The organism is Endozoicomonas sp. ISHI1, from assembly GCF_024606225.1.
GTDB lineage: Bacteria > Pseudomonadota > Gammaproteobacteria > Pseudomonadales > Endozoicomonadaceae > Endozoicomonas_A.
Map to the genome: position 1 here is coordinate 40,723 of NZ_JAGRPU010000009.1, position 23,891 is coordinate 64,613.

The 23,891-nt window shown below is 46.5% G+C and carries 14 protein-coding genes; 9 read left to right on the forward strand and 5 right to left on the reverse strand.

Features of this window, described 5'->3' with window-relative positions:
* Positions 1-71: 71 nt before the first annotated feature.
* The 8 genes from KBW69_RS07910 to KBW69_RS07945 all read left to right on the forward strand — a co-directional run bounded on the left by KBW69_RS07910 (position 72) and on the right by KBW69_RS07945 (position 16,589).
* Positions 72-1,841, forward strand: a complete 1,770-nt coding sequence (locus tag KBW69_RS07910) for a hypothetical protein (protein ID WP_257280545.1) — start codon at positions 72-74, stop codon at positions 1,839-1,841.
* A 393-nt stretch (positions 1,842-2,234) separates the two neighbouring features.
* Positions 2,235-3,962 carry a hypothetical protein gene (locus tag KBW69_RS07915; RefSeq protein ID WP_257280546.1) on the forward strand — a complete coding sequence of 576 codons (1,728 nt, stop codon included), beginning with the start codon at positions 2,235-2,237 and terminating at the stop codon, positions 3,960-3,962.
* A 661-nt stretch (positions 3,963-4,623) separates the two neighbouring features.
* Positions 4,624-6,132, forward strand: coding sequence for a hypothetical protein (locus KBW69_RS07920; RefSeq protein ID WP_257280547.1), 1,509 nt, complete (start codon positions 4,624-4,626; stop codon positions 6,130-6,132).
* Positions 6,133-6,628: 496 nt separating this feature from the next.
* Positions 6,629-8,083: a hypothetical protein gene (locus tag KBW69_RS07925; protein WP_257280548.1), complete on the forward strand. Its 1,455-nt coding sequence runs from the start codon at positions 6,629-6,631 to the stop codon at positions 8,081-8,083.
* Positions 8,084-8,588: 505 nt separating this feature from the next.
* Complete coding sequence (locus tag KBW69_RS07930; protein ID WP_257280549.1) at positions 8,589-10,355, forward strand: hypothetical protein; 1,767 nt, start codon at positions 8,589-8,591, stop codon at positions 10,353-10,355.
* A 368-nt stretch (positions 10,356-10,723) separates the two neighbouring features.
* A complete protein-coding gene (locus KBW69_RS07935; RefSeq protein ID WP_257280550.1) occupies positions 10,724-12,517 on the forward strand; it encodes a hypothetical protein in 1,794 nt (597 codons plus the stop codon).
* 723 nt (positions 12,518-13,240) lie between these two features.
* On the forward strand, positions 13,241-14,830 hold the full coding sequence (locus KBW69_RS07940; protein WP_257280551.1) for a hypothetical protein: 1,590 nt from the start codon (positions 13,241-13,243) through the stop codon (positions 14,828-14,830).
* Positions 14,831-15,326: 496 nt separating this feature from the next.
* On the forward strand, positions 15,327-16,589 hold the full coding sequence (locus KBW69_RS07945; protein WP_257280552.1) for a hypothetical protein: 1,263 nt from the start codon (positions 15,327-15,329) through the stop codon (positions 16,587-16,589).
* A 255-nt stretch (positions 16,590-16,844) separates the two neighbouring features.
* Here KBW69_RS07945 and KBW69_RS07950 read toward each other — a convergent pair whose 3' ends face one another.
* The 4 genes from KBW69_RS07950 to KBW69_RS07965 all read right to left on the reverse strand — a co-directional run bounded on the left by KBW69_RS07950 (position 16,845) and on the right by KBW69_RS07965 (position 21,552).
* Complete coding sequence (locus KBW69_RS07950; RefSeq protein ID WP_257280553.1) at positions 16,845-17,084, reverse strand: YheU family protein; 240 nt, start codon at positions 17,082-17,084, stop codon at positions 16,845-16,847.
* 10 nt (positions 17,085-17,094) lie between these two features.
* Positions 17,095-17,814 carry a tRNA (N6-threonylcarbamoyladenosine(37)-N6)-methyltransferase TrmO gene (gene tsaA / locus KBW69_RS07955; protein WP_257280554.1) on the reverse strand — a complete coding sequence of 240 codons (720 nt, stop codon included), beginning with the start codon at positions 17,812-17,814 and terminating at the stop codon, positions 17,095-17,097.
* A gap of 182 nt (positions 17,815-17,996) precedes the next feature.
* Positions 17,997-20,129 (reverse strand): 5-histidylcysteine sulfoxide synthase, encoded by a 2,133-nt coding sequence (gene ovoA, locus KBW69_RS07960; protein ID WP_257280589.1) that lies wholly within the window; start codon positions 20,127-20,129, stop codon positions 17,997-17,999.
* Between the two features lie 268 nt (positions 20,130-20,397).
* The gene (locus KBW69_RS07965; RefSeq protein ID WP_257280556.1) at positions 20,398-21,552 is read right to left on the reverse strand and encodes a PatB family C-S lyase; all 1,155 of its coding nucleotides are present in this window, start codon (positions 21,550-21,552) and stop codon (positions 20,398-20,400) included.
* A 245-nt stretch (positions 21,553-21,797) separates the two neighbouring features.
* Between KBW69_RS07965 and KBW69_RS07970 the strand changes: the two genes are divergently transcribed.
* A complete protein-coding gene (locus KBW69_RS07970) occupies positions 21,798-22,739 on the forward strand; it encodes a hypothetical protein (protein WP_257274775.1) in 942 nt (313 codons plus the stop codon).
* On the opposite strand, the gene mnmH is transcribed toward KBW69_RS07970, so the two are convergent.
* Entirely contained in the window at positions 22,715-23,824 is a 1,110-nt protein-coding gene (mnmH, locus tag KBW69_RS07975; protein ID WP_257254382.1) for a tRNA 2-selenouridine(34) synthase MnmH, read from the reverse strand. The two genes, KBW69_RS07970 and mnmH, sit on opposite strands and share 25 nt — an antisense overlap.
* Between the last annotated feature and the right edge of the window lie 67 nt (positions 23,825-23,891).

Below are 23,891 nucleotides of genomic sequence, written 5' to 3' on the forward strand. Positions count from 1 at the left end.
CGACCTTAGACAGGATTATCAGGGCAAGGATGTCTATGTTCTGACTTTCAAATAGCAGACAGAGTGCAGTTATGAATAGTTCCAGATCCGGGTTCGCGGTTGCTCTATTGTCATCAATTTTTGCCTTACCTTGTCACGTTTACGCCACGGACGGGCCAACGGGTAGTTTCACGTATACAGATGTCTATAGTTGTTCTGAATTAACCAGTGATGATGATAAGGGCGTTTGCAGTCAACATTTACCAGCTTTTAAGGCACTTATCAGGGAAAAGAACAATCAGATATCTGCAACAAAACCTTTCACAAGTGTTTCCACAAATGCTTCTACAAGTGCTTCCACAACTGCTTCACCCAGTGCATCTCCAATTACTGAAACGGTCAGGATAAGAAAAATATCGGCTACAACAAGGCTGGATCATGAGGCTTTTCGGACCACCTATCCAACTTTATTTATCTTTGATGCTGAGAGATCATCCGGAAAGGGACAGCCAGCTGTTTATGAATTACCATTGACAGTAGCCGTGACTGGTCCTACCAGAGACGTAAAGAGTTTTCAGTTACCCGATAACTCAGCTTTTGTGGGGAACAGCATTAATGTTCTCGCCGAGTTTGTAATTGAAGGAGGCATACAGGATCATTATGTGATGTCGGCACCCCATAATGATTCTGTCTACTATCTGGCGAATATCGAAATTAATTCCAGAAACCCTTCAGACAGGGGCAGTTCATCAGCAACCGTTGCCTCAGAACTTCCCACCACTCAGATGCATAAACCTTCAGGTATTCTGGAGCTGGAGGGGGCAGGTATTTTTCTTGCAGACAATATCAAGGTGGTAATGGATCCGGCGGGTCATCATAAGGGCGTCCAACCGGTAGTGCTGGGATGTACCCATTTTAGGGATGGGAGAGGAGCAGAAGAGCAGTTCGTCTATCGATTTAAGGACTCTGAATTTTATCTCCTGCCAGGCACACAAGAAGAAATGGGTCCTCTGAACGCTGCATTGAACGTTCGCTGTTATCAAGCTGAGGGGCAAGTGCAGTTGACCATGAGAAACACTAAAACCATTATATTCGTACCCACTGAAACGGTCACTCCAACACCCGGTTTACCAACTGGCAGTGGGGTGTTGTTCTCTATATTCTTATGGCCCAGAGAAAACGTCATGCGCTTCGACAATTCTACCTGTAACACCGTCGTCGATCAGTTTGACAATGATCTAACCATTGGCTCAGCTTATCCATCGGATCCTGATTACTACATGGGTGACGTCTGGGGCAGCTTCTGTACTGATGTTAATATGATTCATGGCGCATTCGGACTAAAAGACAGAGAAAAGGCATGGGGGTGGTTTTTAGCTGATAAAGACAATAAGCTTAGCTGTGCGGCCTTACTGGAGAAGACTTATCGAGCAGGATTTGCCCCGGTGAGCACATGGTCTAAGGCAGGTTTTGATGTTGCGATTAATTGCCCGGAGTCCGCTATTGTCACTCAGATACCCTACAGTATTGCCACTCAGGTCTACAGTATTGATGTGGGTGCTCTGGCTGTGAATAGTACTGAGAGAACAGGATTAACCGAAGGGCAGAAAGTGGCCATAGGTGTAGGTATTGCCGGGTTTGTGGTGGATCAGGCCATTACTCAAAGCTGGTTCTATTTTTCAAAACGTATCAGGCAAGCCTGGATAAGGCATACCAGCCAGGCGCTGGCTGCTGCATTGGGTTTGGGTATTCCGCTGGTCCAGTTGATCCCATGTTTCAGTGGATTGAGAGGAAAGAGCGCAACTCAAAGCCTTTTGATAGAACCAACAATGTCAGAACTGGTAGCAAAGCAGCAGCAGTAGTTTGTTGCAAAAAAATCTCCACAAGTCGGTAATCTGGATGACTGAACAGCATTACCGGCTTCCTCATGGGAGTGCTCTTGAATCTGAGCCCGATTGAATGACTTTCCATTTAGACGAGGCTTGCCTTTATTTGTGGAATATTCGGTCTAGCAGCCTGTCGGACTTAAGGCTGTCCTACTGCGGTTGCAATAAATTGGTCTAAAAATTCCTGCTTCTTCGTCAAATAGCTCGCTATTCTCCTCAGAAGCAGAAATTTTTATCCTCAATTTCTTGCAATCCTCGCTACGGACGCTTAAGTCCGACAGGCTGCTAGGATAAATGGCGACGTTAAAGAGGGATTATTGCGGTAAGGATTTTCTGTTTTAGCATTTAAAAATGAGAAAGAGTGCTGTTATGAATAGTCCCGGATCCGGTTCTGTGGTTGCTCTGTTATCAGTAATTTTTGCCTTCCCCTATCATGTTTGCGCCGCAGATGGGTCAACGGATAGTTCCGGATATACAGAGGCTTCAAGTTGTTCTGAATTAACCAATGGGGTTGATAGGGACGTGTGCAGTTATCATTTACCTGCTTTTAAGGCGCTGATCAGGGAAAAAAACAATCAGGTATCTCCAACAACACCTTCTTCAACTATTTCACCCAGTGCTTCTCCAATTCCTGAAACGGTCAGGATAAGAAAAATATCGGCTACAACAAGGCTGGATCATGAGGCTTTTCGAACCATTTATCCAACTTTGTTTATATTTGATGCAGAGAGATTGTCAGGAAAGGGGCAGCCAGCCGTTTATGAATTGCCATTGACAGTGCCCGTCGCTGGCCATCTCAGAGGAGTAAAGAGTTTTCAATTGCCTGATAACTCAGCTTTTGTGGGGAACAGGATAGATATTTTACCTGAGTTTGTGACTGAAGGAGGCATACAGAATCATTACGTGATGTCGGCACCCTATAATGATGCTGTCTACTATCTGGCGAATATAGAAATTGATTCCAGAAATTCTCCAGAGAAGAGCCGTTTATCAGCAACAGCTGCCACAGAATACCCCGGCTCAACCCCGACCACACAGAAACATATACCTTCAGGCATTCTGTATCTGAGAGGTGCGGGTATTTTTTCTGCAGACAACATCAAGGTGATACTGGATCCGGCAGATAATCAGATAAGAGTCCGACCGGTAGAGCTGGGATGTACAGATTTTGCTGATGGAAGAGGAGCAGAAGAGCGCTTCGTTTATCGCTTTACGAACTCTGAATTTGACCTCCTGCAAGGCATACAAAGACTGACAACACCTCTGAACGCAGCATTCAATGTCTTCTGTCATCAAACTACAGGGCAAGTGCAGTTGACGATGAAAAATACTACAACCGTCATATCCGTGCCTACTCATGCTCCTGCACCCAGTTCGCCAGAAAGCAGTAGTGTGTTGTTCTCTATGATCTTATTCCACAGAGAAAACGTTATGCGCTTCGTTGACTCTATCTGTAACAGCGTCGTTGATCAGTTTGGCAATGACCTATCCATTGATCTGGCCAATCCATCGGATCCTGATCACTATATGGGTGGCATCTGGGGTAGTTTTTGTACTGATATTAATATGGTTCAGGGTGCATTTGGATTAAAAGACAGAGAACAGGCATGGGGCTGGGTTTTAGGTGATAGCAGTGATCAATATGGCTGTGAGGCCATGGAGAAAACTTATCGGGCAGAGTTTGCTTCTGTGAGCACGTGGTCAATAGCAGGTTTTGATGTTGCATGTAATTGCACTGCAACGTCTGATTGTACAACTCAGGCTCCCGACATTTCATCCACACTTCCTCCTGACGCAGGTGCTCTGATGATGAATAATACTGGTGAAGCAGGATTAACCCAAAGGCAGAAAGAGGGCATAGTCTTTGGCATAACCAGTTTTGTTGGGTATCAGGCTGTTGTTAATAGCTGGTTTTATCTTTCAAGCCGTATCAGGCAAGCCTGGATAAGGCATACCAGTCAGGTGTTAGCTGTTGTAATGGGATTTGGGATTCCGGCATTCCAGCTGGTACCACGATGTGTCAGTATATTGAGAGCAAAGAAAGCAGCCCATAATCTACTGTCAGAAGAAGTAATATTTGAAAAAAATCAACCGTAGATTGTCGTAAAAAATTACCAAAACATTGGTTCAACTCATCCTTCAGATCCTGATTACTATATGGGTATCATCTGGCAGAAAAATGACTGTTCTGACATTAAAATGATTCGGAGAAGCCCCCACTGGAATCGGCTTGCCGATTTGGTGGAGGGAGTATGTCACAGCGCTGTCACCGACATCATGGCAAGACTTCCAGAAGTGTGGGGCTCATTTCCTGTTGGGCAAGACGTTGTCTTTATTTATGAAAAATCCAGTCTAGGATAAGATAACGGTCTTAAAACGGATTGTCACAGCAAGCATACTTCTGTTTTGGTCGTTAAAAATGAGACAGGGTTAAGTTATGAATCTTTCCAGACCCGGTTTGGCGGTTGCTCTATTGTCAGCAATGTGTGTCTCTCCCAGTCATGTTTTCGCCATAGGTGGTTCGACGGGTAGTCCCATACTTACAGAGGTTTCAAGCTGTTCTGATTTAACCAGTAGTGTCGATAAAGGTGTCTGCAGTTATCATTTATCGGCCTTTAAGGAAATCATCAGGGAAAAGAACAGACAGTTATATCCAACAACACATTCCGTTAGTGCTTTCCCAACTATTAACCCGAATATCTCGCTAAGCACTTTTCCAGGTCGCTCCCCAGATGGCGCCTTAATCTCAGAGGCGGTCATGATAAGAAAAATATCGGCTACAACAAGGCTGGATCATGAGGCTTTTCGAACCACTTATCCTACTTTGTTTATCTTTGATGCAGAGCGATTCTCGGGAAAGGGGCTGTCTGGAAAGAGGGAGCCTGTCGTTTATGAATTACCATTGACCAGGGTCGTGAGTGACGGTTCCAGAAGAACCAGTAGTTTTCAGTTACCCGATAACTCGGCTTTTGTGGGGAACAGGACGGATATTTTGCCCGAATTTGTTGTTGAGGGAGGCATACAGAATCATTTCGTGATGTCAGCACCCCATAATGATGCTGTCTATTATTTGGCAAATATTGAAATCGATTCCAGAAATCCTTTAACAAAGGGCGCTATATCAACAGCAGCTCCAACAGGGCGCCCCGTTCCAAATCCCACCAAACGGGCTCATGTACCTGTGGGCATTCTGGATCTGAAGGGAGCAGGTATCTTTATGGCAGACAACATCAAGGTGGTACTTGATCCGGCAGATAATCGCGCTGAGACTAAACCGGTAAAACTGGGGTGTACAAATGATGCTGATGGGAGAGGAGCAAAGGAGAGCTTCATCTATCGATTTACGCACTCTGAGTTTGATCTCCTGCAAAGTACCCGAGGACCAAAAAATGTTCAAAACGCTGCATTGAATGTGGATTGTTACCTGAAAACAGGGCATGTGCAGCTAACCATGAAAAACACGAAAACAGTCATATCCGTACCCACTAAATCTGACACTCTGATACCCCGTCCGGCAGAAAACAAAAGTGTGTTGTTCTCTATGAGCTTATGGCCGAGAAAGAACGTTCTGAGTTTGGTCGATTCAACCTGTAACACCGTCGTTGATCAGCATGACAATGATTTATCGATCGACTTAATGAATCTATTGCATCCTCATCACTATATGGGGGGTATCGGGGGCAGCAGCAAATACTGTTCTGACATCAAAACAATTCAGGGAGCATTTGGATTAAAAGATAGAGAAGAGGCATGGGGTTTGACAGTTGTTCCTCACACCGATCTGCATAGCTGTTCAACTGAATTGGAGAAGAAGTATCAACTAGGATTTGCTTCGCTTAGTGAGTGGTCTGCTTCAGGCTTTGATGTTGTCTGTCATTGCACTACGCCAACATCGATTTTATCGACTTCATCCGGTTCATTCAGAGTTTCTCCATATACAACTCAGGTAGCCTACACTTCACCTGCAAAGATTTCAGGTGAAGGTGCTCCGGCTATTGAAGGTAATGGCACTAAAGGACTGACCGATGGGCAGAAAGCGGGATTAGGTATTTCCCTGTTTATTGCGGACCAGGGCATCGCTCATATCTGGTTCTGTCTTTCAAACCGTATCAGGCAAGTCTGGATAAGGCATACCAGCCAGTTGTTAGCGGCTGCAATAGGTCTGGGAATTCCGGCAGTCCAGTTGTTGATACCAAAATGTGACAGTGGGCTGAGAGGAAGAAAGATAGAACACATTCGATTGGCAGAACATGAGTCACCATTGTAGTTTGTCGTTGTTATTTTATATCAGAGAAGTCTTTGCCTTTATTTATTACATATCCGGTCTAGGCTGAATAATGATCTTAAAAAGGATTATTACGGTAAGGATGCTTCTGTTTTAACTTTTAAAAATTAAACAGAGTGCAGTTATGAATGTTTTCAGATCCGGGTTAGCAGTTGCTCTATTGTCAGCAATTTATGGCTTCCCTTGTTATGCTTTCTCCACAGTTGAGCCAACGACCAGTTCCACATATACAAAGGCTTCAAGTTGTTCTGAATTAACTCGCCGTATCGATAGGGATGTGTGCAATCAGCACATATCGGAATTCAAGGCTCTCATCAGGGAAAAAAACAATCAGATATCTCCAACAACATCTTCCTCAGGTCATTCTCTAATATCCGAAACGGTCAAGATAAGAAAAATACCCGCTACAAATACAAGACCAGATCTTGAGGTTTTTAAAACTGACGATCCAACCCTGTTTATCTTTGATTCAGAGCAAGTGCCTGGAAAGGGGCGGCAAGCTATCTATGAATTGCCATTGGCAGAGTCTGTTGATGGCCACGATGCAATCGTCAGTTTTCAGTTGCCGGATAATTCGGCTTTCGTGGGGAACGGAAGAAATGAAGTTCGGCCTGAATTTTTGATTGATGGAAGGATGCAGAATCACTACGTGATGTCGGCACCCCATAATAATTCTGTCTATTATCTGGCGAATATCGAAGTCGATTCCAGAAACCCTCTGGATACTGGCGGTATATCAACGACACTTCCCACAGGATCCCCCCATTCAACCCCGTCCAGTCGGAGTCATATGCCGGCAGGCATTTTGAACCTGATGGGGGCGGGTATCTTTGTTGCAGATAACGTCAAGGTGGTACTTGATCCGGCGAACAATCACGGGATGATTAATTCGGTAAAACTGGGGTGTAACGATGATCCTGAAACAAGAGGGGGAGATGAGCGTTTTATTTATCGATTTATACGCTCTGAATTTAACCTCCTGCAAGGCACCCTGGGAGAAACATATCGTCATAACGCTGCATTGAATGTTGAATGTTTCCAGGAAACAGGACAAGTGCAGTTGACCATGAAAAACACTAAAACCGTCATAAAGGTACCCAACGATGCGCCAACAGCCGATGTTCCGGAAATTGCAGAGAGCAGTGGCGTGTTGTTCTCCTTTAGTTTTCAGCGGAAGAGAGAAAGCGTTCTGCGTTTTGTCGATTCTACCTGTAACCGCATCGTTGATCAGCATGACAATGACCTATCGATTGACTCCGCTCTGCCATCGGATCCTGATCACTATATAGGTGGCTGGCACCATAATCATTGTTCCGATTTTCATGCGATTCAGGGAGCGTTTGGATTAAAAGGCATTGAGCTGGCATGGGGTTTGAAAGCCTTTGATTACGCCGACAGTGATAGCTGTTCGCATGGCGCCAAGAAGAGTTATCGATTAGGGTTTGCTTCACTGTACGTGTGGTCTACCAAAGGCATTAATGTTGCGTGTAATTGCACCATGCCAACATTTGCTTCATCCATTTCACCGACTGAATGGATTACTGCATCCACTGAAACCATTGCACCCACTGAATCCGCCGCAACTGTTTCATCCACAGTCTCTCCCTATACAACTCAGGTAGCCTACACTTCACCCGTGCTGATACCTGATCCAGGTGCTCTGGTTATGAATAGTACTGACACAGCAGGGTTAACCATTTCGGAGAAAGTCGGAGTGGGTCTTGGTGTGCTTGCGGATCAGGTCATTACTCATAGCTGGTTCTATCTTTCAAAGCGTATCAGGCAAGCCTGGATAAGGCATACCAGTCAGGCCTTAGCGGCTACATTGGGTCTGGGTATTCCTATGTTTCAGTTGCTAACAAAATTTGTCTGCGGGGTGAGAGAAAGACAGACAGAGCACATTCTATTGTCAGAGCAAGTGCCACCATTGTAGTTCCTCGTTGTAAATAGCCTGTGCCCTCCGGAGGGTGTTGCAAAACCCTCCACGAGTCGGAAATCTGTACTTTAAATCAGTATTACCGGTTTCTTGGTAACAATGTTTTTGACGCCCTGTCGGGTTTAATGGCTGATGATAGTTTGCTTCACTCTCATGCTTGCTGAAAGGCCTTAATGAATTCCATTTAAAGATTCAGGGGCGTGAGGCTCTTTGTCTATTGGAGAAGGTGTCCCCTTTATTTATGAAATATCGGGTCTAGCAGCCTGTCGGACTTAAGCGTCCGTAGCGAGGATTGCAAGAAATTGAGGATAAAAATTTCTGCTTCTGAGGAGAATAGCGAGCTATTTGACGAAGAAGCAGGAATTTTTAGACCAATTTATTGCAACCGCAGTAGGACAGCCTTAAGTCCGACAGGCTGCTAGGATAAATAGCGACCTTAAAGGGGGTTATCACGGTATAGATGCTTCTATTTTAACGTTTAAAGATTAGACAGGGTGCAGTTATGAATATTTCCAGATCTGGGTCAACAGTGGCTCTTTTGTCAGTAATCTATGCCTTCCCTTGTTATTCTTTCTCCACGGGAGGATCATCGGGCAGTTCTACATTTACAGAGGTTAAATATTGTTCCGAATTACCCGAAAGTGTCGATAGAGTGGTGTGCAGTCACCATTTGCCTATTTTTAAGAATCTAATCAGAGAAAAAAATAATCAGGTATCTCCAACAACTTCCTCAGGTGTTCACCTCATTCATCCCCCAATTTCTGAAAAAGTCAGGATAAGAAAAATATCCGCTACAACATCAAAGCTGGATAATGAGATTTTTGCAACCACCCATCCAACTTTGTTTATCTTTGATGCAGAGCGATCGCGAGGAAAGGGGCAACCGGCCATTTATGAATTGCAATTGTCAGATCCCGGCACTGGCAGTCCCACGAAAGTTAGCAGTTTTCAGTTACCTGACAATTCGGCTTTTGTGGGAAACGGAGAGGATATTTTGCCTGAATTTGTTATTGAGGGAGGCATTCAGAATCACTACGTGATGTCGGCACCCCATAATGATTCTGTCTATTATCTGGCAAAGATCGAAGTTGACTCCAGAAATCCTTTAGACAGCGGCAGTTCATCGACAGCCGCTGCTACAGGGTATCCCGCTACAACCCCGACCACAAAGAATCATATACCTCAAGGCGTTCTGGATTTGACGGGAGCGGGTATTGTTGTTGCAGACAATATCAAGGTGGTACTTGATCCGGCAGACAGTGAAAGTAAGGTCCAACCGGTACAACTGGGGTGTACGAATTTTGCTCATGAGAGAGGAGCAGAGGAGTACTTCGTCTATCGATTTACCCACTCTGAATTTAATCTCCAAAAAGGCGCACACAGATTAGCAGGCTCTGAAAACGCTGCATTGAATGTTGCATGTCATCAGGCTACAGGACAAGTGCAGTTGACTATGAGAGACACTAATACCGTCATATCTGTACTCACTGAAACTGACCCTTCAGCATCCGGATTACATTTAAGCAGTGGTGTGTTGTTTTCTATGAGACTCTGGCTCAGGGAAGACGTCCTGCGCTTTGTCGATTCTACCTGTAACAGTGTCGTTGATCAGTTTGGGAATGATCTATCGATTGACTCAGCTACCCCGTTAGATCCTGATCACTATATGGGTGACATCCGCGGCAGTTATTGTACTGATGTTAATATGGTTCAGGGAGCATTTGGATTAAAAGACAGAGAGCAGGCATGGGGTTGGATATTAGGTGATAATACCGGTGAACTTGGCTGTGCATCTTCATTGGAGAAGACTTATCGAACAGGCTTTGCTTCAGTGAGCGCATGGTCTACGGCAGGTTTCGAAGTTGCGTGTAATGGCACTATGCCAACATCCGTTTCAACCACATTCTCTCCAGATACAACTCAGCTATCTAATGTTTCACAGATAACTAATGCTTCACACATATCTGCCAGAGTGGTAGGTAACAAAAGCGCTCTGGCCATAAACAGTGATAGGACGGAAGGATTAACTGAAGAGCAGAGAACTGTTTTGGGCGCATGCGTTGGCTTTTTTTTATTGGATCAAGTCATTACCCAAGTCTGGTACTTTTATTCAAACTACATCACGCAAGCCAGGACAAAATATATCAGTCAGGTGTCAGCGGCTGTGTTAGGTTTCGGCCTTCCGTTATTCCAGTCGGCATCACCCTGTTCCGTGGGGATGAGACCACTTGTACAGGAGTTTCTATTGCTAAGCAAAGATCAACCGTAGTTTGTTATTGTTCATAGCCTGTCCCCGGGAAGGTAAAACCCTTAAGTCGGTAATATGGATTATAAAGCAGCATTACCAAACCCGTTGTGAAGCATCGCCTGCTTGGCTGGGCTGCGGGCAGTGATACAAGACAGGAACCCGCAGGGCAGCCATCCGCTTTTTTGTTCCATAAGCGTGGATGAGAAATCCAAGTCTGTGGGGTTTACTTGATGCTGGAAAAAACAGACGTCAAGAGGTTCGTTTTTTATTGGAGAAGGCTTTACCTTTATTTATGAAATATCCGGTCTAGGATAAATAACGACTTTAAAAAGGATTGTTATAGTAAGGATGCTTCTGTTTGAGCGTTAAAAACTGGACAGAGTGCAGTTATGATTATTTCCAGATCCGGGTTAGCAGGTGCTCTTTTGTCGGTAATTTATGCCTTCCCCAGTCATGCTTTCACCAAAGGTGGGTCAACGGGTGGTTACAGGTTTACAGAGGTTTCGGGTTGCTCTGAATTTGCCAGCACTGTCGACAGAGAGGTTTGCAGTCATCATTTGTCGGTTCTTAAGGATTTAATCAGGAAAAAGAACAATCAGGTATCTTCGACAAAACCTTCCCCAAGTGCTTCTCCGATTCCAGAAACGGTCAAGATAAGAAAAATTTCGGGTGCAACATCAAGGCTGGATTATGAGGTTCTTCGAACCTTCCACCCAACCTTGTTTATCTTTGATGCAGAGCGTTCATCCGAAAAGGGGCAGCGAGCTGTTTATGAATTGCAATTGTCGGAGCCCGTCACTGGCAGCTCCGGAAGGGTCAACAGTTTTCAGTTACCGGATAATTCGGCTTTTGTGGGAAACGGAACGGATATTCTGCCTGAATTTGTGATTCAGGGAAGCACAGAGAATCAATACGTGATGTCGGCAACCCGTAATGATTCTGTTTATTATCTGGCGAATATCGAAATCAATTCCAGAAATCCCATAAAGGCAGGCCGTTCAACAGCAACAGTTACTACAAGGAACGCTGGGGCAACCCCGACCAGAAAATATCACACACTGGCAGGTATTCTGGATCTGAAGGGAGCAGGTCTCTTTGTTGCAGACAACATTAGGGTGGTACTTGATCCAGCGAATAATAACAGGAGGATTAAGCCGGTAAATCTGGGTTGCACTGACGATGCTGACGGGATAGGACCAGAGGAACCTTTCGTCTATCGATTTATGCACTCTGAATTTGCTCTTTTACAGGGCGTGCAGGGATCAAGGTATGCTCAACCGGCTGCAATGAATGTTGAATGTGATCAGAAAACAGGGCAAGTGCAGTTGACGATGAAAAACACTAAAACAGTCATATCGGTATCCTCAGAAATGGATACTCTTACGCCCGGATCGTCACGAAACAGTGGTGTGTTGTTCTCTATTAGCTTATCGTCCAGAGAAAACGTTCTGAGCTTTGTTGATTCTACCTGTAACAGCGTCGTTGATCAGCACGGCAATGATCTGTCCATTGATACAGCTCGTCTATCGGATCCTGATCAATTCATGGGTCGCGTCTATGACAGTACCTACTGTTCTGATATCAAAATGATAAATGGAGCGTTTGGATTAAAAGAAAGAGAACAGGCCTGGGGTTGGATACCTTTTAAATATCCCGATCAGCACCCCTGCTCGTCTGATTCAGAGAAGCGTTATCGAGCAGGATTTGCGCCAGTGAGCGCATGGTCTTCGGCAGGTTTTGATGTTGCCTGTCATTGCACTATGCCAACATCCGCTTCATCCACAGTCTCTCCCTCTACAACTCAGGCAGCCTTCACTTCACCCGTACTTATTTATGATGCAGGTCATCCGGAGGGGCTGGTTATGAATAATACTGTCACTGCAGAATTAAAGGGTTTAGGAGCATTAGAAAATTTAACCACATTGGAAAAAATGGGCGTAGGTGCGGCCCTGCTTCTTGGCGATCAGACTATTACTCAAATTTGGTTCCATCTTTCAAAACGAATCAGGCAGGCTTGGATAAGGCGTACCAGTCAGGTGTTAGCGACTATTCTGGGTTTGGGTCTTCCTGCAGTAGTCCATGTGGTACCAAAATGTTTTAGTGGATTGAGAGGAGGGCGTAATCTATTGGGAAATAAAGACTTCTCGAAAGATCCAGCTCTACTCGATCCTGGTAGACTGTAGTTTTTGTTGTTATATCCCGCCCGTTGCAGGTGTCGTAAAACCTATCACCAGTCGGTAATCTGGATGATAAAGCAGCATTACCGACTTCCTTATGACAGCACTTTTGCTCCTCAGACAGGTTCGATGAATGATGACGGTTCTAGCAGCCTGTCGGACTTAAGGCTGTCCTACTACGGTTGCAATAAATTGGTCTAAAAATTCCTGCTTCTTCGTCAAATAGCTCGCTATTCTCCTCAGAAGCAGAAATTTTTATCCTCAATTTCTTGCAATCCTCGCTACGGACGCTTAAGTCCGACAGGCTGCTAGTCGTTCTCACTGTCTTTATTTATGAAATATCCGGTCTGGGATAAATAACGGTCTCAAAAAGGATTGCCATGGTACGGATGCTGTTGTTTGAACGTTTTAAAAATGAGGCAGAGTGCGCTTATGAATAGTGCCGGACTCTGGTCAGCGGTTGCTGTATTGTCAGCGATTTGCGCCTTCCCTTGTCATGCTTTCACTGCCGGTAGCTTAACGGGCAGTTCCGCATTTACAGATTTTTTAAGTTGTTCAGAGTTAGTCAGTAGTGTTGATAGAGATGTGTGCAGTCATCATTTAGCTGTTTTTAAGGCTCTCATCAGAGAAAAGAATAATCAGATACCAGCGGTAACATCTTCCCCGAGCACTTCCTCAGGCATTCCCCGTAGTTCTCCCCCGGCTGCTGCTGCAATTTCTGAAACAGTCTTGATTAGAAAAGTATCCGCTACAACATCAAGGCTGGATCATGAGGCTTTTCGAACCACTTATCCAACATTGTTTATATTTGATGCAGAGCAATTGTCAGGAAAGGGACAGCGAGCCGTTTATGAATTGCCATTGACAGTGCCCGTCACTGGCCGTCTCAGAGGCGTAAAGAGTTTTCAATTGCCTGATAACTCAGCTTTTGTAGGGAGCAGGATAGATATTTTACCTGTGTTTGTGATTGAAGGAGGCACACAGAATCATTACGTGATGTCGGCACCCTATAATGATTCTGTTTATTATCTGGCGAATATCGAAATCGATTCCAGAAATCCTTTGGATACCAGAGCTTCATCAGCCACTGCTACCACAGGATACCCAGATAAAACCCCAACTAAACAAGATCATATACCGGCAGGTATTCTGTATCTGAGGGGCGCGGGTATTTTTGTTGCAGACAACATCAGGGTGGTGCTTGACCTGGCGGATAATCACAGGAGCGTCCAACTGGTAGAGCTGGGGTGTATCAATTTTTCTGATGGAAGAGGAACAGAAGAATTCTTCGTCTTTCGATTCATGCACTCTGAGTTTGATCTTTTACAAAGTGTACCAGGATCAAAAGACACTCAAAGCGCTGCACTGAATGTAAGATGTTTTCAGAAAAAAGGGCAAGTGCAGTTGACCATGAGAAACACTAAAACCATTGTATTCGTACCCACTGAAACGGTCACTCCAACACCTGGTTTACCAACTGGCAGTGGGGTGTTGTTCTCTATAATCTTATGGCCCAGAGAAAATGTCCTGAGCTTTGTTGATTCTACCTGTAACAGCGTCGTCGATCAGTTTGGCAATGATCTAACCATTGGCTCAGCTTATCCATCGGATCCTGATTACTACATGGGTGACGTCTGGGGCAGTTATTGTACTGACGTTAATATGGTTCAGGGAGCATTTGGATTAATAGACAGAGAGCAGGCATGGGGGTGGATATTAGGTGATACCGGTGAACATGGCTGTGAATCTTCATTGGAGAAGACTTATCGAACAGGTTTTGCTTCAGTGAGCGCATGGTCTTCGGCAGATTTTGATGTTGCATGTAATTACGCTGTGCCAACAGCCATTTCATCTGCATCATCATTTTTGTCCGCTTCTTCTTCAGCCTCTCTTTATACAACCCAGGTGGCCTACACTTCATCCAAACTTATTACTGATGCAGATAATACGAGCGGTCCGGTTATTAGCATTGCTGGCACAGCTGAATTAAGAGGATTTGAAGTACCAGAAAAAACACCCACATGGGTGAAAGCATCCATAGGTGCTGGCCTGTTTCTTGGAGGGCTGGCTATAACTCAAACCTGGTTCCATTGTTCAAAACGTATCAAGCAGACTTGGATAAGGTATACCAGTCAGGCATTAGCTGCAACATTGGGATTGGGTCTTCCCGCACTTCAGTTGTTACCAAAATGTGTCTGCAGATTGAGGAGAGATACAGTCGATATTCCATTGAAGGAGCGCGATCTGCCGCAGTTTGTCATAAACTCATGGCTATTCGAGAGTACTCGGTCACACAATCCGGCAGCATCCGGCCAGTGATTCCAGTACATCCGGCCACCCCGCTGAGGCGGTGCCCGAATTTGAGTCTGAGTACTTCACGAATCTTGCGCATGGGCAGTCTCTACATGTTGCTACCCGCTCTTCCTTGACGAGGTCTCAAGTTATAGTTATGAATAGTCACAGGCTTGGCTTAGCGGTTGCTTTATTGTCAGCAATTTGCGCCTTCCCTTGTTATGCTTTCATTGCCGGTAGCTTAACGGGCAGTTCCGCATTTACAGAGTTTTCAAGTTGTTCAGAGTTAGTCAGTAGTGTTGATAGAGATGTGTGCAGTCATCATTTAGCTGTTTTTAAGGCTCTCATCAGAGAAAAGAATAATCAAATACCACCGGTAACATCTTCCCCGAGCACTTCCTCAGGCATTCCCCGTAGTTCTCCCCCAGCTGCAGCTCCAATTTCTGAAACAGTCAGGATTAGAAAAGTATCCGCTACAACATCAAAACTGGGTCATGAGGTTTTTCAAACGGTCTATCCAACCTTGTTTATCTTTGATGCAGAGCAATCGCCCGGAAAGGGACAGCCAGCGGTTTATGAATTGCCATTGTCAGAGCCCGTTTCTGATAGCATCAGAAGAGTCAACGGTTTTCAGTTACCGGACAACTCGGCTTTTGTGGGGAACAGAGTGGATATCCTGCCTGAATTTGTTATTGAGGGAGGCATAGAGAGTCACTACGTGATCTCGGCAACCCATAATGATTCTGTCTATTATCTGGCGAATATCGAAGTCGATTCCAGACATCCTTTGGATAGCGATGATTCATCAGCAACGGCTACCACAGGAGACCCTGGTACAACCCCGGCCACAGGGGATTATATACCGGCGGGTATTCTGGAACTGAGGGGCGCGGGTATTTTTGTTGCAGACAACATCAGGGTGGTACTTGATCCAGCGGATAACGATATGAGGATCAGGCCGGTAGATCTGGGCTGTAGCAATTATGGTGAGTTTGGCACAGAAGAACATTTCGTCTACCGATTTTTGCACTCTGAGTTTGATCTTTTAAAAGGTCTACCAGGATCAACCAACACTCAAAACGCTGCACTGAGCGTAAGATGTTTTCAGAAAAAAGGGCAAGTGCAGTTGACTATGAAAAACACTCAAACCGTTATAGCTGTAACCACTGGAACGGATCCTCCAACACCCGTTTCACCACAAAGCAGTGGTGTTTTGTTCTCTATATACTTATGGCCCAGAGAAAACGTTCTGAGCTTTGTCGATTCTACCTGTAACAGCGTCGTTGATCAGTTTGGCAATGATTTATCCATTGACTTAGCTCATCCGTCGGATCCCGATCACTATATGGGGGGCGTCTTTCGCAATTACTGTTCTGGCATCAAGATGATGAATGGGGCATTTGGATTAAAAGACAGAGAGCAGGCATGGGGTTGGGTATCGTTTGATGATGCTGGTAAACGCCGCTGTTGGGCTGTCAATGGGAAACGTTATAGAGCAGGATTTGCTTCATTGAGCGCATGGTCTTCGGCGGGTTTTGATGTTGCATGTAATGGCACTATGTCAACAGCTATTTCATCTGCTTCATCATTTTTATCCGCTTCTGCTATAGTCTCTCCCAATACAACCCAGGTAGCCTACACTTCATCCAAACTTATTTCTGATGCTGATAATACGAGCGGTCCTGTTATTAGTATTGTTGAGGGATGGTTGACAAATGGGTGTCCATGCAGCCACATCGCTTGCAAAGCCCTGATATTACTGGGTGTTTTGAATTTTTTGTTTTAGCTTGAATTGCCAATTCCGCTACAACCCAGGGAATATGGGGACTGAGGGCGTTGAAGAAAACGACCGTTTTCGTTTGACACATAGGACCGATGAAAAGGTACGGGTTTCAGGCCTTCCGCTCCATGGAGTGTGTCGAAAAACCTCCGGTTCCCATGCTTTTAGGCCCTGTGGGTCCCAGCATGGGAACAAGTTGTTGGAGTTTTGCGACACCCTCTGTGGGGCGGGGTAACTGATTTATGAAAAAAGCCTGATCTTTTAAGAGTGGTTGATCATAGACTCATAGTGCTGAGCTTCTTTGGCAGGAATAATATTCACACTCTCGGTTTGAGGATCAAAAACAATAGCGACTTCACCGGATTTCAATAACCCGATTACCTGCTGAATACGGCTTTCCTGATCCTGGTCAAAACCGTTGTCAGTCCCCTCCCGGCTGACAAAATCGGCAATCAGATGGTTCAGTGTCTCTGCGTTCAATTCCTGATAGGGAATGATCATTCTTAAACTCCTAAAGATGACCGTAAGGTTCCAGGTCGGTGACCAGAAAGTGATCGCCCCTGGATTCCCAGACTACATTAACGTCCCAGAGTGCAGAGCCATGTCTGCGTCCTGTTGTATCTCTTAGGTACGCCGGGCGTGGGTCCTGGCCCAATACTTGTTTAATCAGTTCCACCAGAGAGCGTCCGGTCTGTCGTTCATAGATCTGGCACTTGATCATGGCCACTTCACTAAATTCCACTTCTGCCATAACCGCCGGTAAAGGTGCAAAGCCACCTTTAGCTTCTGGTAGCGCATCGGCGTAAGGCAAGTAAGGTTTGATATCAATGATGGGTGTGCCGTCCAGCAGGTCAGCTTCTGTTAGTCTTAGTACCAGCTTGCCGTTTCCGGACTGGATGCCCTTCAGTTTTACCACGGAGAGGCCAATGGGATTGGGACGGTGGGTCGAACGGGTGGCAAAAACTCCCATGCGTTGTTTACCGCCCAGACGAGGAGGGCGAATAGTAGGACGCCAGCCTTCATTCATGGTTTCGTGAAAAATAAAATGAACCCAGAGGTGAGAGAAACCTTCCAGACCACGCACCAGATTCTCCTGGTTGAAGGGGGGTATCAGTTCCAGCTCTGACTCTGCCGCTGTGACAATGCCTGGTTGGCGGGGAATTCCAAATTTTTGCCGATAGCAGGAGTGAATCACTCCAATTTGTTCAAACTGGAAACTGTTTTTGCTCACACTGAACCCGTAATCGTTGTCTTGATCGGGCAATATAATGGAAAACTGAAGCTCATAACAGGTATTAGACTGACAAGGGGAACTATTGCTCCGGAGATGGTCAGCGGTGCCTGAACAGGATTTGCGAAGAATAGAAAGGTCAGGAGCCTGATAAAGAAGTCATTCTCAGGCTCCTGCTTGACTCAGGGAGTCTTTTTTTTCCAGAACGTGGCCTGAGCAACCGTATGCTGGTGCTTTCTGGCGGTTTCCCGGATGACAAAAGGAATATCTCTGGGTGGTTTGATTTCCTCAAAGTGTTGGCTTAGAACTCTTCTCAGCCCGTCATAGGTTGTGAGGGCTTCACCATTCTCGCGTATTCCACCCAGCCATTTCTCTTTTGACGTGTATTCTTCCAGCCAGGTGTAAGGCGAGGTCAGCACCAGCAGTCCCTCCGGGCGGATTCTCTCATGTACAGAAGACAGGAATTTATGGGGATCATTCAGTCGGTCAATCAGATTCCCGGCAAAGATCAGGTCATAGTTGTTGTACTTGGGTTTGAGGTTACAGGCATCGCCCTGGGTAAACAGCACACGACTGACATCAATGTCATCGGCAAAATCTGTCAGTTTGGCTTCACGGTATTCACCCAGTTCGCCCTCGGAAGGTACAAAGTATCGAATTTTTCCGTTCTGCTGAAGCTTCGCGGCCGCAGAGATAAAACGAGCTGAGAAGTCGATACCGTCTACATGATTGAACCAGCGGGCCAGCTCAAAACTGCTTCGCCCTACCGAGCAGCCAAGGTCCAGTGCCCGGGTGCAATTATGGTCTTTTAGCAATTCATGGCAGACCCTGGCACAGGCCCTGGGGAAGTTTTCAACGCCAAAGTAGCTGTCGCCATAATGGAATTCCAGGTACTGAGCCACCAGTGCATCGGTTTCATAGGGGTTCTGGCTGGTATTATGTTCAGCGGTGGATTCAACATAGCGAAAACCGGCGTGCTGGAAAAAATGCCGTCTGAAGGCATACCGCGAATCCCGAATTGCATAGTTGCCTGTCGAGATCCAGCAGCCACCCTTAATCAGGTTATGCCTGCCATCAAATGTGGGGGTTGAAAAGTCATCATAGTAGGGATGAACCCTGAAGCCTTCAAAGGCATCAATGGGTGTCGTTGTCCATTGCCAGACATTGCCAATGACATCATAAAAATCCCCAGTCCTGAACTGGTTAACCGGGCAGGAGGAGGCCCAGTATTCAAGGTTGATGTTGCCCGGAGCCTGTTCCCAATAGGGTTGGTCTGTTTCAATGGTGTCTCTCAAACAATACCATTCAGCTTCAGATGGCAGTTGTATTTGCAGGCCTGTCATTTCTGATTTCCATCGGCAGAAAGCCTGAGCTTCGTGACAGTTGACATCCACAGGCCAGTTCCAGGGCATGTCTATTTCTTCCAACATGGCCCGGTATCGGTAATTTTCATCACCGGGAACCCAGAACTCAGGGTGTATGGCTTCGGCAAAGGTAGCCCATGCCCAGCCCTCATCGGTCCAGTATTTTTCGGTGTTGTATCCGTCATCCTGAACAAACTCAAGAAACTCCTGGTTGCTGACCAGGTACTGGCTGGCCTTGAAGGCAGGGATACTTTCTTCATAGTGACCATACTCGTTGTCCCAGCCATAAAGGGCATGATCAAAGGGTTTTCCGAGAATCTGGTGGCCACCCGTATGTTCAATTAACTGATTTTCCGGGGCGGCCCCTGAACTTTTACAGGGTTGCCAGTTCGGGTGGGGCGTGACGTAAGCCAGAGGTAGCTGACGAATCAGAACCGATGAGGTTTCGAGGTGGATGCGCTCATGCTCAATGCCCATCATGATTAGCCAGGCCGGACTTTCCCAGGTGATGGGTACGTCCAGAGGCATGTTTTCAATAAAATCAATGACCCGTGCCCTGACCTTTCGACGGTATTCTTTCATGGCTGGAACCGTAGGCCAGTCGTAGTTATTTTCGTCCAGATCATCCCAGGACATTTCATCAACGCCGATGGCCACCATTGCTTCGATGTCCGTATCTACCCGTTCGTTAATCAGGCGGGCAGCAATCAGCTTATTGATAAAAAATGCTGCCGTATGGCCGTAGTAGAAAATCAGCGGGTGTCTCTGGGAAATGGCTTTGCGGTAAAAAGCTTCATCATTGGTGAGTGTTTCAAAAAGACGGTCGTAAATATCGTAGGTTTCGCAGAAATACTGATTCAGTTCCTGTCGTTTTTCTTCCGGGGTACCTGAGTCGAGAATCAGTGTTCTTGTCGGGATCGGAAGTGGCGGAGTGTTTTCTGTAGGCGTCATCTTCAGCACGAGCTAATCTCCAAAGCATTTGATGAATGCTGTCCGGTTTGATCAGAGTCTATTAAAGTATCCTATATGGTTTAGAGCTTAAAGGCAGAAGTATCAAGATTGACAGATGTGTCAATGTTAGCAGATTAACTCATAAAGGCTTTGCTGTCTGAGCCATCCGTTATCAAAGTGGCGGGCCATCATCAGCAAGTGGGTGTTCTGAAAAGTGTTGAAAGGGCCGTCATTTATTCAATGACAGCCCGACATTTAATTACGCCAGTCAGGATTTCAGATTGGCTACTGCTGCCTTGATCCTGCGGATGCCTTCTTCCAGAGTGGAGCGGCTGCAGCCAAAGTTCATTCTCAGGTAGTCACGGTCTCCAAACTGAGCGCCGGGGGAGAAGCCGACACCGGCCTCTTCAAAGAAACGGTGAGGATCATCCAGTCCTAATTCGCTGACGTTAATCCAGGCCAGGTAGGTAGACTGAAGAGGCAGCATAGTTAGCCCCTCAATACCGTTGATTTCAGACATCAGCAGGTCGTGGTTACCCCGCAGATAGTCCAGCAGACTCTGGCGCCAGGGTTCACCGTGCTCATAGGCGGCCCTGGCCGCCGTGAAACCCATCAGCATGTTATCCGGATCAGGGACAATTCCTTTGCGAACTCTCTGGAACTCCATACGCAGTGTGCCATCCGGTATTATGGCAAAGGCGCAGCCTAAGCCGGCCACATTAAATGTCTTGGAAGGAGACATCAGGGTGATGGAGGTGTCACGGGTGAAGTCACTCAGACTGGCGTAAGGTATGTGCTCGGCGTTGCGATCAAGAATAAGGTCGCAATGCACTTCGTCGGAGCATACGACAATGTTGTACTTTTTGCAGAGTGCCTCGATAGTCTCCAGTTCTTTCCGGCTGAGCACGCGGCCATTGGGGTTCTGTGGGTTACACAGCATCAAGAGTCGGGTGTCTTCGGTGATCTTGCTTTCAAATGCCTCCAGATCAAACTGCCACTGATTATCCCTGATAACCCAGTCCAGTCCGATCATTTCGCGCCCACCCAGCTTGGGAGCCATCAAAAAGGGATAGTAAACCGGTAGAGGCACGGCAACGGTTTCTCCGGGACCGGCAACACTCCTCACCGCAATATTGAGTGCCGTTACCAGCCCGGGCAGCCAGACGATCCAGTCTCTTTCAATCTGCCAGTCGTAGAGGTTATGCATTCGCTCGACAATGCGTTCTTCCAGGCCCTCATCGGCCAGGGTATAGCCAAACACACCATGTTCAACACGTTGTTGCATAGCTTCAATGATTTCGGGGGCGGATTTGAAGTCCATATCCGCCACCCAGAAAGGCAATATATCTCTTTCCTTGTAGCGATCCCACTTCAGGCTTGAGGTATGAGTTCGGTTGATAAAAGTATCGAAATCTGTGGACACGAATACTTCCCTTGGTATTGGATTGAATCGGTTGTAACGATACTACCTGCAGCCAGTCTTTTTTGAAATGGGATTTATCGGGACGACTATCTTGAAAAACACCGCCGGGAAGTGCAGCCAATTTTATCCGTTTTGCTGCCTCGCTGGTCGGCTGAGGAGGGCAATCCCTTCCCGGAGGCTGGAAAATCAAGATGTTGTAGACAATGCTCAGAGAACCTTAAGTTTCTGTTTGGAGTGGTACCGGGTTGATTTCCAGAGGCGTTGTCTATTCACTGGTGTCGGGGGCATTGCTGGGAAGTTTGATCATTCTTCCTGAATGGATGTCGGAATATACGGCTATAGAACTGGTAGCAGGACGCTTTACAGCATTTGGTCTCTGGATCTCTATGATCGTTCTTTTTCGTCGCGAGATGATTCAAAGAGCCCGGCTGGGTGATATCCAGAAGTGGGTTTGGGTGGCCCTGCTGACTAATGTTCTTTATTACCTTTTTCTTATTATCAGTATCCGAAGCCTCGGCGGAGTCTTTGCCTGTATTCTGATGGCCGCTTTACCCATGATTTTTCAGAAATGCTTTTTGACTGGAAAAGCTGGCAGTCAGCTCACTATTCCTTTACTGCTGTTGATTGGAGCGCTGTTTCTGTTGATGTCCCAGAAGTTTGATCAGGTTTCTCCGGACTCACATGAGCAGAGTATGGCCAATGGCTTGTTCTGGTTACTGTTGGCGAGCATCAGCTGGCTCGCAGGTACCCGCATACAACTGTTAATGGCCATTGAACATCCCGATATTGGTCCTTCCGATCGTTATCTGTTAACCGGATTAGGCTCTATGTTGGCACTCCCCATGATTTATCCACTGACCTGGCTGGACCATCCCGAATTTACCCTCTTTTCGAAAGGTGTTGCCAATATTGACTGGGCTTACTTCGGAGGAGGACTGCTGTTGGCAGGCGTATTAGCCACCGGTTTGGCCCGGATATGCAGACGCAAGGCGGTGTTGCATAACAGTGATTCAGGATTTTATCCCTGTACATCGCTGGAAGTTTTATTTGGAGTACTTTTTGTCTTTATGCTGGAGGGGCGCATACCCAACGCTCAGGAGTGGGCCGTCATTGCCATTCTGGTTTGGGGTATGGCCCTCTTTTACCGGAGTCGAACTGCTTCTCAGTTCAATACCAGCTCGGGATAGCTGCTTCTGATCTCTTCCCGGTTGCCCCTGAAAAGAATTCTTCCTTGTTTTTGCTCCAGTTGATATTCGTACATGGGGTCGTAGTAGCCCACCAATAACTCCTCAATCAGTGGCCGGTAACCATCAATGATGCCATGAACTTCATGCTGCAAAAGAGCTGAGGATAGCAGTTCTCCCAGCGCCTTATAGCGGGCTCCACCCAATCTTTTACGAATCCGGTAAAGGCTGTCAGCCAGGCCCTGGCTAAACCGGGCGAAGCCCTCTTTTTTACCATAAACCGTCTCGAATTCGGCCAGATTATCACGGACATACTCCTGGAGAGCTATCTCTACACGATCTTTGATGAACGTTTCCAGCAGAATGATCGGGGATTGCTGCATCTTGTCCCTGAATGCCCGGGACAGACCGCAACGCCCGATCAGCTTGCTTTCGTCTTCCAGAAGTACCGATCGGCCTGGTTTAAAATGGCGGTGCTTGAGCATGGCGATAGAAAGGCGGCTTTCAAAGTCAATTTGGGTGGGCTGGCCACCGTAACGGCGACCGAAGCTCGATCCTCGATGATTGGCCAGACCTTCCAGGTCAATACTGTCTTCAATGTCATGAATCAGACGAGTTTTGCCGGTACCGGTTTTGCCAGCGAGAATCATAAAGGGAATATCATCAACAGACTGTTCCAGTTCATCAATCAGGAATCTTCTCATGGCTTTGTAGCCCCCCTCGACCAGAGGGTAGGGATATCCGGACTCTGCCAGCCAGGATTGGCTGATATGAGAGCGCTGACCGCCGCGAAAACAGAATAGGTAGCCATCTGGGTGTTGTTGAGCAAATTGCTGCCAGAGAGTCACTCTTTGAGTACGAACATTGTCAGTGGCCAGCTCATAACCCAAAGAGAGAGCTGCTTCCTGCCCGTACTGCTTGTATTCAGTACCAATCACTTTGCGTTGGTGATCGTCCAGAATAGGCAGATTGGTCGCCAATGGAAATGAACCCTTGCTGAATTCAACGGGGGCCCGAACATCCATCAGGGGGGCATCATTCAGGAACAGTGAGAGGTAGTCGGTAGTATCCGGGCGTTGTTGGGTCATATAATTCCGTTGCAGCCTGACGGGGGTGGGCTGGCTTATTGTCCAAAAGCGCAATAGTTTGGCTGCA